This is a genomic window from Corynebacterium senegalense (assembly GCF_900411315.1).
Classification (GTDB): domain Bacteria; phylum Actinomycetota; class Actinomycetes; order Mycobacteriales; family Mycobacteriaceae; genus Corynebacterium; species Corynebacterium senegalense.
In genome coordinates this window covers 486,244-502,206 of the sequence record NZ_LS990887.1, presented here as the reverse complement: position 1 = coordinate 502,206, position 15,963 = coordinate 486,244, and the positions used below count along the sequence as shown (strand labels likewise).

Sequence of the window (15,963 nt, the reverse complement as noted above, 5' to 3'; positions counted from 1 at the left end):
CGAACTCCTAAATTTGAGAGATCACAGGGAAAGTGGAAGCCCCCGCATGCTGTGACGACCTCGAGGGCTCCGATATTCAGTTGTCGGTTACGGAACGACCGGCGCAAGCGCGCTGAGGACGTTCGACTGAAGGAACACTATCACGCATACCGCGATGAGGAGTCCGAAGCTCCACCCGACGACCTTCTTCAAGATCTCGGACTCCTTGCCCTCCATGTTCACCGCGGTGGCCGCGATGGCGAGCGTCTGCGGCGAAATCATCTTGCCCACGACGCCTCCGGTGGTGTTTGCGGCCAGCAACAGGTCCGGGTTCAGACCCAAGTTCTGCGCGGCGGTGACCTGCAGGTTGGCAAACAAAGCGTTTGCGGACGTGTCCGAGCCGGTGACAGCCACGCCCACCCAGCCGAGCACCGGGGCGAAGAAGGCAAACGCCGGGCCGAGGTTGGCGAAGAACTCGCCGATCGTGACAGTCTGGCCGGAGTAGTTCATCACGTAGGCCAGGGCCAGCACGAGGATGATGGTCAACGCGGACCAGCGCATCTTCCAGGCAGTATCCACGAATTCTTTACCCACCTGGCTCCAGGCCAGGCTGTAACGTCCGTTTTCGTTGAAGACCATGTACAGGACGGTCACGATAATGGCAGAGATGACCAGAAGGCTGCCCGGGTTGTTGATGTAGGCGAACGAGTAGTCGCTGTTGACAGGTTCACCTGCTGCATTGAGCAGCTTGCCGTCCAGGCCCGGCCACGGGAAAGAGATCTTGAACTGCTTCAGCCAATTCGGGATGGCAGAGCCGAGGTTGGCCAGGCCGAAGACAACCACGACCACGGCGTACGGCAGAAGCGCCATGAACACTCGGTTAGCCGGCAGTTCGGCCTCTTCCCCGTCCAGAGAGGCGCGGTGCGGAAGGCCCAGGCGCTCGCGCATGGCGTCGACACCGCAGGGCTGCCGAAAGCGTAGGAGCACGAATGCCGCCCCAAGCGCGACGATGCAGGCAACAACGTCAGTGAGCTGGTAAGCGAAGTGGTTGGAGGTCCACCACTGGGCGATGGCGAAGGAGCCGCCGATTACAATAGCCGCGGGCAACGTCTCGCGGACGCCGCGCCAGCCGTCGATAATTAGCGCGATGATGAAGGGAACGAATAACGCGAGGATCGGTGTCTGGTGGCCCACGATCGCGGCGATGTTCTCGGTTTGCTCGGGGGTGCGGCCGCCCATGTCACCGGCTGTGGTGATGGGGATCGCCACGGCGCCGAACGCCACGGGGGCGGTGTTCGCGATGAGCACGACAGTTGCGGCCTTTAGTGGCGGGATGCCCAGCGCCAGAATCATGGTCGCGGTGATGGCCACTGGCGCACCGAAGCCGGCGAGTGCTTCAAGCAGGCCACCGAAGCAGAATGCGATGAGCATGGTCTGGATGCGCACGTCGCCGTTGCCCATCTTGTCGAAGACGAGGCGCAGGTCCTCGAAGCGGCCGGACGCGACGGTGATTTGGTAGAACCAGATCGCCGTCAGGATCACAAAGACAATGGGGAAGAGGCCGAAAAGCCCACCGCGCAGTGCTGCGGAAAGTGCCATTCCGGTGGGCATGTTGAAGCCCAGGATGGCCACCAGCAGCGCAACGACGAGTGCTACAGCACCCGACGTGTGCGCGCGGGCTTTCAGCCCCAACAACATGATGAAAAAGGTCAGAAGTGGTAGGGCAGACACCAGCGCCGAAAGACCCACACTGCCAGCGATGGCATCGGTGACCACTTGAAATTGATCCATTGAAAACGCTCTTTCGAGTCTGGGAAGTTCAGTGTCCAAAACAATATGCCACCTTCCGAAGGAAAGTGACGAATTCAGGGGTAGTACATTAGTGTGACCTATGGCACCTGGGTTGCTGTGGGCATGCTGCGTGCGGTGTCCGCGGGTGCTTTAAACTTGTGCCCCATGACGCCAGCTGAACTCGCAACCACCGTGAAAGAGGCCGCCACGCGCGTGCTCGCCACCCACGACCTCGACGCCTCCGTCGTCCCGGACACCGTGACCGTGGAACGCCCCCGCAACCCCGAGCACGGCGATTACGCCACCAACGTCGCGCTCCAGGTGGCCAAGAAAGCTGGCACCAACCCGCGCGAGCTCGCCGGCTGGCTTGTCGACGCCCTCGCGGCCGACCCCGCCATCGACACCGCCGAGGTCGCCGGCCCCGGCTTCATCAACCTGCGCCTGGCCACCGGCGCCCAGGGCAAGATCGTCACCGACATCCTCGGCGAGGGTGGCGAGTACGGCCGCAGCCACGGCTACGCGGGCCAGAAGATCAACCTCGAGTTCGTCTCCGCCAACCCCACCGGGCCGATCCACCTCGGCGGCACCCGCTGGGCGGCGGTGGGCGACTCGCTCGGCCGCGTGCTGGAGGCGGCCGGGGCGACGGTGACCCGCGAGTACTACTTCAACGACCACGGCGGGCAGATCGACCGCTTCGCCCGCTCCCTGGTCGCCGCGGCGAAGGGTGAGCCGACGCCCGAGGACGGCTACGGCGGGGACTACATCTCCGAGATCGCCGCCCGGGTCGTCGAGAAGCGGCCCGACGCCCTCGAAGGCGACGACGCCGAGGTACAGGAGACCTTCCGCGCCGAGGGCGTGGAGATGATGTTCGCGCACATCAAGCAGTCGCTGCACGACTTCGGCGTGGACTTCGACGTCTACTTCCACGAGAACTCCCTATTCGACACGGGCGCCGTGAACAAGGCCATCCAGACGCTCAAGGACAACGGCAACCTCTACGAGGCCGAGGGTGCGTGGTGGCTGCGCTCGACCGACCTCGGCGACGACAAGGACCGCGTCGTGCTCAAGTCCGACGGCAACGCCGCCTACATCGCCGGCGACATCGCGTACGTGGCCGACAAGTTCGACCGCGGCCACACGCTGGCCATTTACATGCTCGGCGCGGACCACCACGGCTACATCGCCCGCCTGCGCGCCGCCGCGCAGGCACTCGGCTACGACCCCGAGGCCGTCGAGGTGCTCATCGGCCAGATGGTCAACCTGGTGCGCGACGGCCAGCCGGTGAAGATGTCGAAGCGCGCCGGGACGATCATCACCCTCGACGACCTCGTCGACGCCATCGGTGTCGACGGCGCCCGCTACGCCCTCGTGCGCTCCTCGGTGGACCAGACCCTGGACATCGACCTCGACCTGTGGACGAAGCAGTCCTCCGACAACCCCGTCTACTACGTCCAGTACGGCCACGCGCGCCTGTGCTCCATTCAGCGCAGGGCGGCCGAGGCCGAGGTGAGCTACACCGACGCCGACGTCTCCCTGCTTTCCCACGAGAAGGAGGGCGAGCTCATCCGCACCCTCGGTGAGTACCCCGCCGTCGTCGCCGCGGCCGCCGAGCTGCGCGAGCCGCACCGCATCGCGCGCTACGCCGAGGAGCTGGCCAGCAGCTTCCACAAGTTCTACGACGCCTGCCAGATCTTGCCCAAGGCGGGCGAGGACGCCGAGCCGATTCACGCGGCCCGCCTCGCGCTGGCTATGGCCACCCGCCACGTCCTGGAAAACGCCCTCGGACTTGTGGGCGTCTCCGCGCCGGAAAGGATGTAGACGGTGCACCAGCCGGACAGCTTCAACGACCTGCCCGCCCACGTCTGGCCGCGCGGCGCAGCCCGCCAGGAGGACGGCGTGGTCACCGTCGCGGGCGTGCCCCTGCCCGAGGTCGCCGAGGAATTCGGCACCCCCGTGATGGTCGTCGACGAGGACGACTTCCGCTCCCGCTGCCGCGACATGGCGCGCGCCTTCGGCGGGCCGGGCAACGTCCACTACGCCTCCAAGGCCTTCCTCACCCGCCAGATCGCCCGCTGGGTGGACGAGGAGGGCCTGGCCCTGGACGTCGCCAGCGAGAACGAGCTGCGCATCGCGCTCGCCGCGAACTTCCCGGCCGAGCGGATCACGGTGCACGGCAACAACAAGTCCGGCTCCTTCCTCCGGCTCTGCGTGGAGGCCGGGGTCGGCCACGTGGTGATCGACTCCCACCAGGAGCTCGCCGAGCTCAACGCCGTGGCGGGGGAGTACGGCGCCACCCAGGAGGTCTTCGTGCGCGTCAAGCCGGGCGTCGACGCGCACACCCACGAGTTCATCGCCACCAGCCACGAGGACCAGAAGTTCGGCCTCTCGCTCGCCTCCGGCTCGGCGTTCAAGGCGGCCGTGGATGCGATCGAGGCCCCGCACCTGTCGCTGACGGGCCTGCACTGCCACGTCGGCTCCCAGGTCTTCGACGCCGAGGGCTTCAAGCTGGCCGCCGAGCGCGTGCTCAAGCTCTACCGCCGGATCTGGGAGGAGTGCTCCATCGCGCTCGAGTACCTCGACCTCGGCGGCGGCTACGGCATCGCGTACATGACGGAGGAGGAACCCCTCGACGTCAGCGCCGTCGCCGGCGACCTTCTTCGCGAGGTGCGCGCCGTGGCCGACGAGCTGGGAATCGCGGCGCCAACCGTGGTGGTCGAGCCCGGACGCGCGATTGCCGGACCCTCGACCGTCACGGTCTACACCGCCGGCACGATCAAGGACGTCCACACCTCCTACACCACCACGCGGCGCTACATCTCCGTCGACGGCGGGATGAGCGACAACATCCGCCCGGCGCTCTACGAGTCCGCCTATGACGGCCGCGTGGTCAACCGCTTCACCGACGGCGCCCCGGTGGACACGAGGCTGGTCGGCTCGCACTGCGAGTCCGGCGACATCCTCATCAACGACGCCGCCTGGCCCGACGACGTCACCAGCGGCGACCTGATCGCCCTCGCCGCGACCGGCGCCTACTGCTACTCCATGGCCTCGAACTACAACTCCTTCGGCCGGCCCGCGGTCGTCTCCGTGCGCGCGGGCCGCGTCACGCCGATGGTGCGCCGCGAGACGGTCGAGGATATCTTGGCCCGCGAGTACTAGCCCGCGGCCGGAGCGAATATTATCGCCGCGCAATATAGACTGAGCGGTACACTTACCCACTGTTAGCCAACCACTGCGACGACAGGAGCAAGCGAGGAACATGACTGCGACACATGCCGAAAACCGCAACGGGAACTACCCCGGCAAGGGAATTGGCGAGGCCGTCGGCGTGGCCATCCTCGGCAAGGGCACCGTCGGCACCGAGGTCCTGCGCCTCATCGGGGAGTTCTCCGACAACCTCGAGCACCGCATCGGCGGGCGCATCGAGGTCCGCGGTGTCGCCGTGTCCAACCTGGACAAGCACCGGGACGCGCCCGAGGTGCAGGGCATCGAGCTGACCGACGACGCGCGCAGCCTCGTCGCCCGCGACGACGTGGACGTCGTCGTCGAGCTGATCGGCGGGATCGACTACCCGCGCGAGCTCGTGCTCGAGGCGCTGAAGAACGGCAAGTCCGTCGTCACAGCCAACAAGGCGCTCGTCGCGGCCCACGCCGACGAGCTTTCCGACGCCGCCAACGAGGCTGGCGTGGACCTTTACTACGAGGCCGCCGTCGCCGCCGCAATCCCGGTCGTCGGCATGCTGCGCCGCTCGCTGGCCGGCGACCAGGTCCAGCGCATCTCCGGCATCGTCAACGGCACCACCAACTTCATCCTCGACGCGATGGCCTCCACGGGCATGAGCTACGAGGACGCCCTGGCCGAGGCAACCCGCCTGGGTTACGCCGAGGCGGACCCGACCGCCGACGTCGAGGGCCACGACGCCGCCTCCAAGGCGGCCATCCTGGCGTCGATGGGTTTCCACACCCGCGTCACCTACGATGACGTCTACTGCGAGGGCATCACCAAGATCACCGCCGACGACATCGAGGCAGCGAAGAATTCCGACGAGACCATCAAGCTGCTCGCCATCTGCGAACGCCTCACCGACGAGGAGGGAAACACTGTGGGCGTCAACGCGCGCGTGCACCCCACGCTGGTGCCCAACGAGCACCCGCTGGCCAGCGTGGACAAGTCCTACAACGCCATCTTCGTCGAGGCGGAGGCCGCCGGGCGCCTCATGTTCTACGGCAACGGCGCCGGCGGCGCCCCGACCGCCTCGGCCGTCCTCGGCGACCTCGTCGGCGCCGCGCGCAACAAGGTGCACGGCGGGCGCGCCCCGGCCGAGAACCCCTACGCGAACTACCCGGTGGTGGACTTCGGCGAGGTGCCCACCCGCTACCACATCAACATGACGGTCAACGACCGCGTCGGCGTGCTCTCCGACCTCGCTCAGAAGTTCGCGGAGGCCGGGGTGTCGCTGTCTGCGGTGCGCCAGGAGGAGTCCGGCGAGGAGGCCCACCTGATCGTGGTGACGCACAAGGCGCTGGAGAAGGACCTGCAGGCGATCGTCGCGAAGCTCACCGAGCACGAGGACGTGCGCGCGGTCAACTCCGTCATCCGCCTCGATGCGTAAAGGGGGGCGGCATGGCGATCGAACTTCCCGTCGGCCTGAAGGCCACCGTCACCGTCCCGGGCTCCTCGGCGAACCTCGGGCCCGGCTTCGACACCCTCGGCCTGGCCCTGGGCATCTACGACACCGTCGAGGTGGAGGTCACCGCCTCCGGCCTCGAGATCGACATCTTCGGCGAGGGCGCCGACGAGCTGCCCCGCGACTCCTCCCACCTCGTGGTCAAGGCGATCCGCTCGGGGCTGAAGGCCGCCGACGTCGAGGCGCCCGGGCTGAGGATCGCCTGCACCAACGCCATCCCGCAGTCCCGCGGGCTGGGCTCGTCCGCCTCCGCCGCCGTCGCCGGCGTCGTGGCCGCGAACACCCTGGCGGGATCCCCGCTCGACACCGAGAAGGTGGTGCAGCTGGCATCGGCCTTCGAGGGCCACCCCGACAACGCCGCCGCCTCCGTGCTCGGCGGGGCGGTGGTCTCCTGGACCGATGTGCCCGTCGACGGCGTCTCGCACCCCTCCTACCGGGCGGTGGGCATCGACGTCCACCCCTCGATCCGCGCGACGGCGCTGGTGCCCGACTTCCACGCCTCCACCAACGCGGTGCGCAAGGTGCTGCCCAGCCACGTCACGCATACCGACGCCCGCTTCAACGTCTCGCGCACGGCCGTGATGACGGTGGCCATCCAGCACCACCCGGAGCTTTTGTGGGAGGGCACGCGCGACCGGCTGCACCAGCCGTACCGCGCCGACGTGCTGCCGGTGACCTCGGAGTGGGTCAACCACCTGCGCAACCGCGGTTACGCCGCGTTCCTGTCGGGCGCGGGCCCGACCGCGCTGGTGCTGAGCACCGAGCCCGTGCCGGAGAAGATCCTCGACGCCGCCCGCGAGGCCGCGCTGCGCGTGATCGATCTGGAGATCGCCGGGCCCGCCACGGCCGAACTGACCCAGGGCTGACCCGGGGCTAGTTGCCTGTGTAGCGCTCCAGCCCGCCGCGCAGGCTGGCCAGGCCGCGCACGCCGCGCGACTCGAGCGCGGCGACCGCCTGCGCCGAGCGCACCCCGCGCGCGCAGACGACCACCGCGCCGTTCTCCGCCTCCGGCGGGGTGTGGCCGCCGAGGATGTCGCCCAGCGGGACGTTGAAGGAGCCGGGCAGGTGGGAGGCGGCGAACTCCTCGGGTTCGCGCACGTCGATGACGGTCGCGCCGGGGGAGAGGGCGTCGACCTGGGCCGGGCCGTGGGGTGGGGCGTCGCGAAGCACGCGACGGGTGACCCCGGGGTCGGCGACGACGGGGACGAACTCCCAGCTCATGGATAGTGAGTCGAGGTAGGCGAGGCGGCCGACGAGCGGCTCGCCGAGCCCGGTGACGAGCTTGAGCGCCTCCATGGCCATCGCGGAGCCGACCATCCCGACCAGCGGCCCGAGCACCCCGGCCTGCGCGCAGGAGGGCACGCTGCCCGGCGGGGGCGGGGCGGGGAAGAGGTCCTCGTAGACCGGGCCGCGTCCCGCCCAGAACACGGAGAGCTGGGCCTCGTGGCCGAGGATCGAGGCCCAGACGTGGGGGATGCCCAGGCGGGCCGCGGCGTGGCTGGCCACGTGGCGGGCGTCGAAGTTGTCGGAGCCGTCGAGGAGCACGTCCGCGCCGCAGAGAAGATCGAGCGCGTTGTCCCAGGTGAGGCGCTGCGCAACGGCGTTGACGCGGACCTGCGGGTTGAGCTGCGCCATCCGCTGCTTCGCCGAGCCCGCCTTGGGTTCTCCGAGCGCGGCCGTCGAGTGGATGACCTGGCGGTGCAGGTTTGTCAGGTCGACGGTGTCGGCGTCGATGACGGTGATCGTGCCCACCCCCGCGGCGGCGAGGTAGAGCAGGGCGGGCGAGCCCAGGCCCCCGGCGCCGAGCACGGCGACGTGCGCCGCGGCCAGCTTCTCCTGCGCCTCGGGGCCGATGAGCGCGACCTGGCGCGCGTAGCGGCTACTCAATGCCCACCCACTGCGTGGTGCCGTCCGCGAGGTCCTGCTCCTTCCAGATGGGCACCTCGGCCTTCACGCGGTCGGCGACCTCCGCGCACGCCGCGAACGCTTCTCGACGGTGCGCCCCGGCCACCAGCACCACAAAGGCCATCTCGCCGATCGGGACGGGCCCGGTGCGGTGGGCGGCGAAGACGCGCACGGGGTGGGCAGCCGCCACCTCGCCCGCGACGCGCTCGAGCTCAGCGGCGGCGCTCGGGTGGGCCTCGTAGCTCAGGGCGGCGACCTCCGCGCCGCCGTCGTGGTTGCGCACCACGCCCTCGAAGCGCACGAGCGCGCCCATCGCCTCGGTCATGGTGGCGGCCGCGGCGACGTCGAGAAGCTGCTCGAGGGGCTGCTCCGTGATGGCCGTGCCCGTGACCTTCGAGGTCTGGGCGGCGACGTAGTCGGGGTCTTTAGTGGCCATGAGTGCCCTCCACCAGGTTGAGGATGTGGTCCAGGAGCGGGTCGAGCACCGCGCAGCCGTCTTTGACGCCGCCGCGGGAGCCGGGCAGCGTCATCACGAAGGTGCGCCCGGCTATGCCGGCGACGGCGCGGGAGAGCACGGCGGTCGGGGTGTTCTCCAGACCCTTCGCCCAGAAGGCGTGGACGATGCCGGGCAGCTGCTTGTCCAGCAGGGGCTCGACGACCTCGACGGTGAGGTCGTCCGGCGTGATGCCCGTGCCACCGGAGGTCAGCAGGACCGCAGGCTGCGCGGCGAGGGCTTCGTGCACGGCCTGGGCGATGGCCGCGTCGGGCACCACCGTGGCGTCGGGGGTGTCGAATCCCCGGGCGCGCAGGAAATCGACGGCGTACGCGCCCGAGCTGTCCTCGTAGGCGCCGGCGGCGGCGCGGGTGGAGGCGACGATCACTGAAGCTTTTCGCATGTTGGCGACCACTCTACAGAGGGTAGACGCGTGCGAGGTCCCCGGCCGGAAGCGTCGCGCCCGCCGGCACACGGATCAGGCACTGCGCCGGCGCCGCCTGGGCCAGCAGGTGGGACCCGGCACCGCCGACGGGGGCGGCGCGGCCGTTGTCGAAGCGGCCGCGGAGGAACTGCTCGCGGCCCTCGAGCCCGGTCACCGGCTCGGCGAGGGGAACCAGGACGGGCTCCGGGGCGTGGCCGAGGGTCGGCGCGACGTAGAGCCGGAAGCTCACCAGCGTGGACACAGGGTTGCCCGGCAGGCTGAGCACGGGCACCCCGCGGAAGGTGGACAGCCCCTGCGGCCCACCAGGCTGCTGGGCCACGTGGCCGTACCAGCCGTCGGCAAACACCTGGCGGATGACCTCGAATTTTCCGTGGCTGATGCCGCCGGAAGTGACCACGGTATCCGGGGCGAGCCGCTGCATAGCCTCGCCCACGGCGCGCTCGAGGGCGGCAGGGTCATCGTCAGTGGTTATTCTTCCCGCCACCGCGATGCCGTGGCGCTGGGCTAGCAGCTCGATGAGCGGGCCGTTGGTGTCGCGCACGGACGCCGCGCCCACCGTCGAGCCCGGCGCGCCGACCTCCGCGCCGCCGGTGATGATCAGGATCCGCGCCTGGCGGACCACCTCGACGGTCTCGATGCCCTGGGCGACGAGCGAGCCGTACAGCGCCGGGGTGACCTCGGCGCCGGCGGGGGCGAGCACCTCGCCCGCGCGGATGTCCGAGCCCGCCCGACGGCAGAACTGGCCGGCCGTCGCCTTCGGCAGCCCGACCTGCTCGCCCTCGGCCACGAACTCGGCGGGTGAGCAGCGCTCGACGGGTACAACGGCGCGCGTGCCCGCGGGCAGCCGCGCGCCGGTCATGATCGGGGCGGCGAGTGCGCCCAGGCCGGCGGGGTAGAGGGAGGCGGGGTCGGTGCCCGCCGGGATGGTGGGGCCGGACGTCGCCAAGCGGGGCTCGAGCGAGCCGACCGCGTAGCCGTCCATCTGCGAGTTGTCGAAGCCGGGCTGATCCTCGCGCGCGCGAACGTCGGCGGCGAGCCGCGCCCGGAGGCGCGCTGCGTCCGCGACACTCACCCGCGAGGCGGGGCGCGGCGGGAGCAGAGCGCGGACGGCCGCAGCGTGCTCCTCGGGGGTTCTACTCATGGCCTAAGAGTAAGCATGCTGGCCTAGGATGAGGGCCATGCGTATCCACTACTTCGCCGCCGCCCGCGCCGCCGCCGGGGTCCGCGAGGAAGAGGTCGGGGAGTTTCCCACCCTCGGGCACTTGCTTGACGACGCCACTTCCCGCCACACCGGCACCACCGACGCGGGCCTGAGCCTGGCGGATGTCGTGGAGCGCTGCACCTTCCTCGTCGACGGCGCCCGAGCCGGGCGGGACCGGTCGCTGGAGAGTGCCGCGCGGGTGGATGTGCTGCCACCGTTTGCGGGGGGTTAGGTGGGCTCGGCTGACGAGGTGGACCCGCGCGTTCACGTGAGGCTTCTTCCTGCGGCGGAGCGACTCCCGAGGTGAAGAACGGAAGGGCAAGAATCCACCGATCCGGCCTCCGCGAGCGGATCCTTACCCTTTCGATCTTGTCCTGTGCGCCTGTTCCTGAAGGTCTTTGCGTGGCGCTGCTGTCGAACGCGTGATCCGTCCTCGATTGCTTCTTCCACGTAAGAGGGACGAAACATGGGTTGGTCCGGCATCGAGCTCAGCGCCGGAGCGCCCGAGGAGCGTAAGTCAGGGCCGCGCCGGTGGGCACGTGGACGCCGACCCACGCCCCCGGTTCGAGCGCGAGCGCCTCGTCCCGTCCCGTGGGGCACACGAGAACTCCGTCTCCGGCGTCAAGTTCGATGTCCACTCCGCCCGAGGCCGTCGGGGTCAGGGAGAGCACCCGCGCCCGCAGGTCGCCGCTGGCCGGGTCCGTCAGGCGCGCGTCGGCGGGGGAGAAGACGGCCACCACCGGCTGGCCGGCTTCGCAAGCTGCCGCGGCCGTTGCCCTCAGTGGGCCGTACGGCGTGCGCGCAACGCCCGGCTGGCCGGGGCGGGCGCCGCTCGTCAGCGTCGCGGGCAGGAGGTTGCGCCCGGCCAGGCGCGCGGAAAACGCGGTGCTCGGGGCGCGCAGCTCGTCGCCCGTGGGCCGCAGCGCAACGACATCTCCCCGCTCCATCACCGCGGTGTGCTGGGACAGCGCGGCGATGTCGAGGGGGTTGTGCGTGACCACGATGGCGGTGCGGCCGGAGGCGGTGGCGCGCAGGATGTGGCGCCAGCGGCGGGCGGAGTCGACGTCGATGGCGGCGAGGGGCTCGTCGAGAAGCAGGACGCGGGGGCGCGCCGCCAGCGCCCGGACGAGGGACACCTGGGCAGCCTGGCCGCCGGAGAGGGCGCGGACGGGGACGTCGGCAAGCTCGGCGAGCCCGGCGGCGTGCAGGAGCGAACCCGCCGCGCTCACCTCGCCGGTGACCATCGCCACCGCCTTCAGCGGGGTGGACGTGGGCGGCAGGCCGGGGGTTTGGGTGAGCATGACCACCCCGCGCCGGTGGGCGGGCAGGCCGTCGACGCGGCGCCCGGCGATGCGGACCTCCGGGCCCGTGAGCCGCCCGGCGATCTGCCCCAGAAGGGTGGTCTTGCCCGAGCCGTTCGGGCCGATCAGCGCCGTGGTCGCCCCGGCCGGGAAGGTGGCGCCGCCCACCGAGACCTCCGGCCCGTCGGCCGCGGGGCGGCAGAGGTGCTCCAGCGCGGCGGCGTCGATCGAGCCCGTGACACGCGGGCGCGGCGCGGGCCCGCGGCCCGACAGAGCAGACGGCAGGAGGGTGAGGGCGAGCGTGGCAACCGCCAGGCCCGTCAGCACCGCGGCCAGCCCGTAGGCGAGCGGCTGGTCGATCTCGCGGGCGATGTAGATCCCCAGCGGCATTGTGCGCGTCACCCCCGGTAGGGAGCCGGCGAAGGTCAGCGTGGTGCCGAACTCGCCGAGCGAGCGCGCGCACGCCAGCCCCGCGGCGGAGACGAGCGCCGGCGCGACGGCGGGCAGCGTGATGCGCAGCGTCGCCCGGGACGGCGAGATGCCCACCCCGGCGGCGGAGTCGAGGACCTCGCCGTCGAGCTGGCGCAGGGCGGAGTCGAGGGTGATCACCACGAAGGGCAGCGCGACGAAGACGTGAGAGGCCACCACCCCGGGGAAGGCGAAGGCGAACTGGACCCCGAGCAGGTCAAGGACCGGTGCTGCGAGGCCTCGGCGCCCGATGAGGGCTGTCAGCGCCAGGCCCGCGACCACCGGCGGTAGGGCGAGCGGGACCAGGACGAGCAGGCGGGCAAGCTGCGCCCCGCGTCGCAGGTTGCGCATCCACAGAGCCAGCGGCGCGCCGATGAGCACTGTGATCAGGCAGGAGAGCAGGGAGGAGGCCACGGTGACGCGCAGGAGCTGCGCCGTCTCCTCCGCGGCGAGGATGGTGCCGATCCGCCCCCATGGCACCCGCGTGCCCAGCGCGGCGACCGGCGCGACGATGGTGGCCAGGGCAACCAACCCGAGCACGCGCACGGCCGCGGGGGTGGGGCGCGCGGCCGGGTACGGCGGTCTCGTGGTTGCCTGGGTTGGGCCGGTCACTGGCGCCTACCCCGCCGGGGTGAAGCCGTGGCGGGACCAGGCTTGCGCCATTTCCTCGCCGCTGAGCGTCTCCAGCAGCCGCCCGGCCTCGTCCCTGTGCTGCGTGCCGGTGGTCACGGCGGCGACCAGCGAGTTCGGGTACTCCTCGGCGTGGGGGATCTCGATGACCTCGACGGCGTCGCCCGCGGCCGCGGCGTCGGTGCGGTAGACGAAGCCTGCGTCCGCCTCCCCGGAGACGACCTTGCCCAGCGTGTCCGCCACGTTGTGCTCGAGCGAAACCGGGGCCAGGGCCAGCCCGTTCGCCTCCGCGAGCTGGCCGGCCACCGCGCCGCAGGGCACCTGGGCGTCGCAGGTGACAAGGTGGACGCCCTCGCGCTGCACGTCCTCAACCCGGGTGATGCCGGCGGGGTTGCCCCGGGGAACGACGAGAACCATCGAGTTGGTGGCCACCACGCGGGGGTTGTCGGCCACGCCGTCGGCGACGGCGGCGTCCATGGTTCTCTGGTCGGCGGTGATGAGGAGGTCGCCGGGGGAGCCGTCGCGAAGCTGCTGGACCAGGTCGGAGGAGCCCGCGTTGACGAAGGTGAGTGCGTCGGGGGAGAGGCGCTGGATGTCCTCGTTGAGCACGCGTGTCGACGCCGCCCCGAGGACCACCAGTTCGTCGGGCCCGCCCTGCCCGGTCGTTCCGGACGGCGAGCAGCCGGCAAGCGCGGCGGCGGCGAGCAGCGCTGCGGCGGCGCGGGTCACACGCATGGTCTCCTCCTGTGGGGTCGGTTTTGTAGTGAACGTTACCTATTGCAGTTGAGGGTCACGGCGCCGAGTCCCCGAGGTCGACGTCCCCGAGCTCGGAGAGTTCGCCGGGGGTGTCGAAGTCGCGCTCGCGGCCGTCGCCGTCTACGAGCGCGACGGAGCCCGCGGCGCGCAGCAGCTTCATCGCCGCCGCGTCGCGCGCACCCACGGCGTCTAACGCCGCGAGCAGGCTGTCGCGCCGCCACAGGGCGCACAAGGGCTGCACGGCACCGTCGGCGGAGACGATCGCGGCGCAGTCGTGGGTGCCCAGGGCCGCCGATAGCGCCGGCAGCAGGCCGGGCGAGTGCGGGGCGTCCACCGCCACGACGGCCACAAACGGGGTGTCCAGGGCGCGCGCCCCGGCCGCGATCCCCGCCACCGGGCCGCCGTAGGGCGGGTCCTCGCTCACCGTCGGCACCCCCAGGTCCTCGGGCGAGACGACGATGACGGGGTGAGGGGCGGGGAGGGCGTCGAGAAGCTTGTCGACGAGCCGCCTGCCCCCCACCCTGACCCGGGCCTTGTCCGCGCCCATGCGCGTCGAGCGGCCCCCGGCGAGGACGACCACCCCGATCTCCCCGGGCTTAGGGCAGCTCACGCGACCAGTCCCCGGAGCGCCCGCCCGACTTCGCCGTGATGCCCATGCGGCGCACGTAGGCGCTGCGGTCGACGCCCTTGACCATGTCCACCACGCTCAGCGCAGCGACGCTGACGGCGGTGAGCGCCTCCATCTCCACGCCGGTGCGATCCGCCGTGCGCACGGTCGCCTCGATGGCGACGTGGTCGTCCCGGATGTCCAGGTCGACCGAGCAGCCGTGCACCCCGATGGTGTGGGCCAGCGGCAGCAGGTCGGGCACCTTCTTCGCGGCGGAGATCCCGGCCACGCGCGCGACGGCCAGGACGTCGCCCTTGGGCACGGTGCCGTCGCGAAGCGCCGCGAGAACCTCGGGCGAGCAGGCGACCTCGCCGCGGGCGGTGGCGGCGCGCACCGTGGGCTGCTTCTCGGTGACGTCGACCATGTGCGCCTGGCCGGTAGACGTGAGGTGGGTGAACTTCATGGCTAGCTTTCTGTCAGGTAGACGGTGAGGGAATCGGGCACCGGCCCGGGCCGCAGCACGACGTAGCCGGACACGCCGGTGAGGGAGGCGACGTCGCTGGAGCCGTGGGCGCTGCGCGAAAACGGGGTGGCCACGGGGTCCGCGCCGGAAAGATCGAGGCGGACCGGCACCACCTGGGGAGACGGGGAGCGCGGCGGCCGGAAGCCCTCGCCCGCCCGCGCCCGCAGGTGCGGGGCGGCGGCGGGTCGGCCGCAGCGCAGGGCGCGCAGCAGGGGCGCGGCGTAGAGGTGGAAGGACACCCACGCTGCCACCGGGTTGCCGGGCAGGCAGAGCAGCGCGGTGCCGTTCCACCGCCCCGCCCCCTGGGGCCCGCCGGGGCGCTGGTCCGCGCCGCCGAACCACGCCCGCCCCGTCGGCTCGACGGCGGCGCGGACGACGTCGAAGGCGCCCGCGCTGATGCCGCCGGAGGTGAGGATGACGTCGGAGGTTTCCGCCGCGTCGTCAAGTAGCGCCGAGAGGCTGCCCGGGGCGTCGCCCGCGCGCGCTGTGTGCACCTCGCCCGCGCCGTTGGCGGCGGCGAGGCCGGCGAGCATGGGCAGGTTGGAGTCCGGCAGCTGCGCGGCGCCGGGAACGCGCGGCCACGGGACAAGCTCGTCGCCGGTGGAGACCACCGTGACGCGCGGCCGGTCGTACACGTCGACGCTTCGCACGCCCGCGGAGACGAACGCGGCCATCGCCCCGGCGTCGAGAACCGTGCCCTCCGCCGCCGCGACCGCGCCTTCCGCCAGGTTCGCGCCGCGCGGGCGGACGTGGCTGCGCGCCGGGTCCGCGCGGTGGATTGTGATGAGCCTCGGCAGCGGGACGGGCCCGGCGGGAATGTCTGTCTGCTCCACGGGCACGACGATGACGCCTTCGCCCGGGGGGACGGGCGCGCCGGTCATGACGCGCACCGCGTGGCCGGGCGGGCAGTCGAGGGGCGGGGAGCCCGCGGGGATGTCACCCGCCACCGGCAGCGTCCACGGCCCCTCGCCGGGCAGGTCGGCGGCGCGCACGGCGAAGCCGTCCATCGCGGAGTTGTCGAAGGGCGGCACGGGCAGCGCCGCCTCGGCCGCGGAAGCGAGGACGCGTCCCGCCGCGCGGTCGAGCGCGACACCCCGCTCCACCCGGGGGGAGGCCAGGGAGAGCACCCGTTCGAGGTGCTCGGCCACGGACACCCCGGAAACCCCGCGTGCCACCG

The 15,963-nt window shown here is 71.3% G+C and carries 15 protein-coding genes; 5 read left to right on the top strand and 10 right to left on the bottom strand.

What is annotated here, in order from left to right; all coding sequences use genetic code 11:
- Positions 1-87 precede the first annotated feature (87 nt).
- The gene (locus DYZ02_RS02405) at positions 88-1,770 is read right to left on the bottom strand and encodes an L-lactate permease (protein ID WP_115684835.1); all 1,683 of its coding nucleotides are present in this window, start codon (positions 1,768-1,770) and stop codon (positions 88-90) included.
- Between the two features lie 165 nt (positions 1,771-1,935).
- Here DYZ02_RS02405 and argS point away from each other — a divergent pair, with 165 nt between their 5' ends.
- The 4 genes from argS (at position 1,936) to thrB (ending at position 7,323) form a co-directional block, all read left to right on the top strand.
- On the top strand, positions 1,936-3,588 hold the full coding sequence (gene argS, locus DYZ02_RS02400; protein ID WP_115684834.1) for an arginine--tRNA ligase: 1,653 nt from the start codon (positions 1,936-1,938) through the stop codon (positions 3,586-3,588).
- 3 nt (positions 3,589-3,591) lie between these two features.
- Entirely contained in the window at positions 3,592-4,929 is a 1,338-nt protein-coding gene (gene lysA, locus DYZ02_RS02395) for a diaminopimelate decarboxylase (RefSeq protein ID WP_115684833.1), read from the top strand.
- A gap of 100 nt (positions 4,930-5,029) precedes the next feature.
- The gene (locus DYZ02_RS02390) at positions 5,030-6,382 is read left to right on the top strand and encodes a homoserine dehydrogenase (RefSeq protein WP_115684832.1); all 1,353 of its coding nucleotides are present in this window, start codon (positions 5,030-5,032) and stop codon (positions 6,380-6,382) included.
- Positions 6,383-6,393: 11 nt separating this feature from the next.
- Positions 6,394-7,323 carry a homoserine kinase gene (gene thrB / locus DYZ02_RS02385; protein ID WP_115684831.1) on the top strand — a complete coding sequence of 310 codons (930 nt, stop codon included), beginning with the start codon at positions 6,394-6,396 and terminating at the stop codon, positions 7,321-7,323.
- Positions 7,324-7,330: 7 nt separating this feature from the next.
- Here thrB and DYZ02_RS02380 read toward each other — a convergent pair whose 3' ends face one another.
- The 4 genes from DYZ02_RS02380 to DYZ02_RS02365 are packed head-to-tail and all read right to left on the bottom strand — an operon-like array spanning position 7,331 to position 10,441.
- Positions 7,331-8,344 (bottom strand): ThiF family adenylyltransferase, encoded by a 1,014-nt coding sequence (locus DYZ02_RS02380; protein WP_115684830.1) that lies wholly within the window; start codon positions 8,342-8,344, stop codon positions 7,331-7,333.
- On the bottom strand, positions 8,337-8,798 hold the full coding sequence (locus DYZ02_RS02375) for a molybdenum cofactor biosynthesis protein MoaE (protein ID WP_115684829.1): 462 nt from the start codon (positions 8,796-8,798) through the stop codon (positions 8,337-8,339). Before DYZ02_RS02375 ends, DYZ02_RS02380 begins: the two co-directional genes overlap by 8 nt.
- Entirely contained in the window at positions 8,788-9,258 is a 471-nt protein-coding gene (locus DYZ02_RS02370; RefSeq protein WP_115686331.1) for a MogA/MoaB family molybdenum cofactor biosynthesis protein, read from the bottom strand. Before DYZ02_RS02370 ends, DYZ02_RS02375 begins: the two co-directional genes overlap by 11 nt.
- A gap of 13 nt (positions 9,259-9,271) precedes the next feature.
- Entirely contained in the window at positions 9,272-10,441 is a 1,170-nt protein-coding gene (locus DYZ02_RS02365; RefSeq protein ID WP_115684828.1) for a molybdopterin molybdotransferase MoeA, read from the bottom strand.
- Positions 10,442-10,478: 37 nt separating this feature from the next.
- Between DYZ02_RS02365 and DYZ02_RS02360 the strand changes: the two genes are divergently transcribed.
- The gene (locus tag DYZ02_RS02360) at positions 10,479-10,733 is read left to right on the top strand and encodes a MoaD/ThiS family protein (protein WP_181896869.1); all 255 of its coding nucleotides are present in this window, start codon (positions 10,479-10,481) and stop codon (positions 10,731-10,733) included.
- 256 nt (positions 10,734-10,989) lie between these two features.
- Here DYZ02_RS02360 and DYZ02_RS02355 read toward each other — a convergent pair whose 3' ends face one another.
- The 5 genes from DYZ02_RS02355 to DYZ02_RS02335 are packed head-to-tail and all read right to left on the bottom strand — an operon-like array spanning position 10,990 to position 15,961.
- Complete coding sequence (locus DYZ02_RS02355) at positions 10,990-12,882, bottom strand: ATP-binding cassette domain-containing protein (RefSeq protein WP_115684826.1); 1,893 nt, start codon at positions 12,880-12,882, stop codon at positions 10,990-10,992.
- A 6-nt stretch (positions 12,883-12,888) separates the two neighbouring features.
- A complete protein-coding gene (gene modA, locus DYZ02_RS02350) occupies positions 12,889-13,635 on the bottom strand; it encodes a molybdate ABC transporter substrate-binding protein (RefSeq protein ID WP_115684825.1) in 747 nt (248 codons plus the stop codon).
- Positions 13,636-13,690: 55 nt separating this feature from the next.
- Positions 13,691-14,242 carry a molybdenum cofactor guanylyltransferase gene (mobA, locus tag DYZ02_RS02345; protein ID WP_115686330.1) on the bottom strand — a complete coding sequence of 184 codons (552 nt, stop codon included), beginning with the start codon at positions 14,240-14,242 and terminating at the stop codon, positions 13,691-13,693.
- A 10-nt stretch (positions 14,243-14,252) separates the two neighbouring features.
- The gene (gene moaC / locus DYZ02_RS02340) at positions 14,253-14,726 is read right to left on the bottom strand and encodes a cyclic pyranopterin monophosphate synthase MoaC (protein ID WP_115684824.1); all 474 of its coding nucleotides are present in this window, start codon (positions 14,724-14,726) and stop codon (positions 14,253-14,255) included.
- A gap of 2 nt (positions 14,727-14,728) precedes the next feature.
- Entirely contained in the window at positions 14,729-15,961 is a 1,233-nt protein-coding gene (locus DYZ02_RS02335; protein ID WP_245945541.1) for a molybdopterin molybdotransferase MoeA, read from the bottom strand.
- Positions 15,962-15,963: the final 2 nt, after the last annotated feature.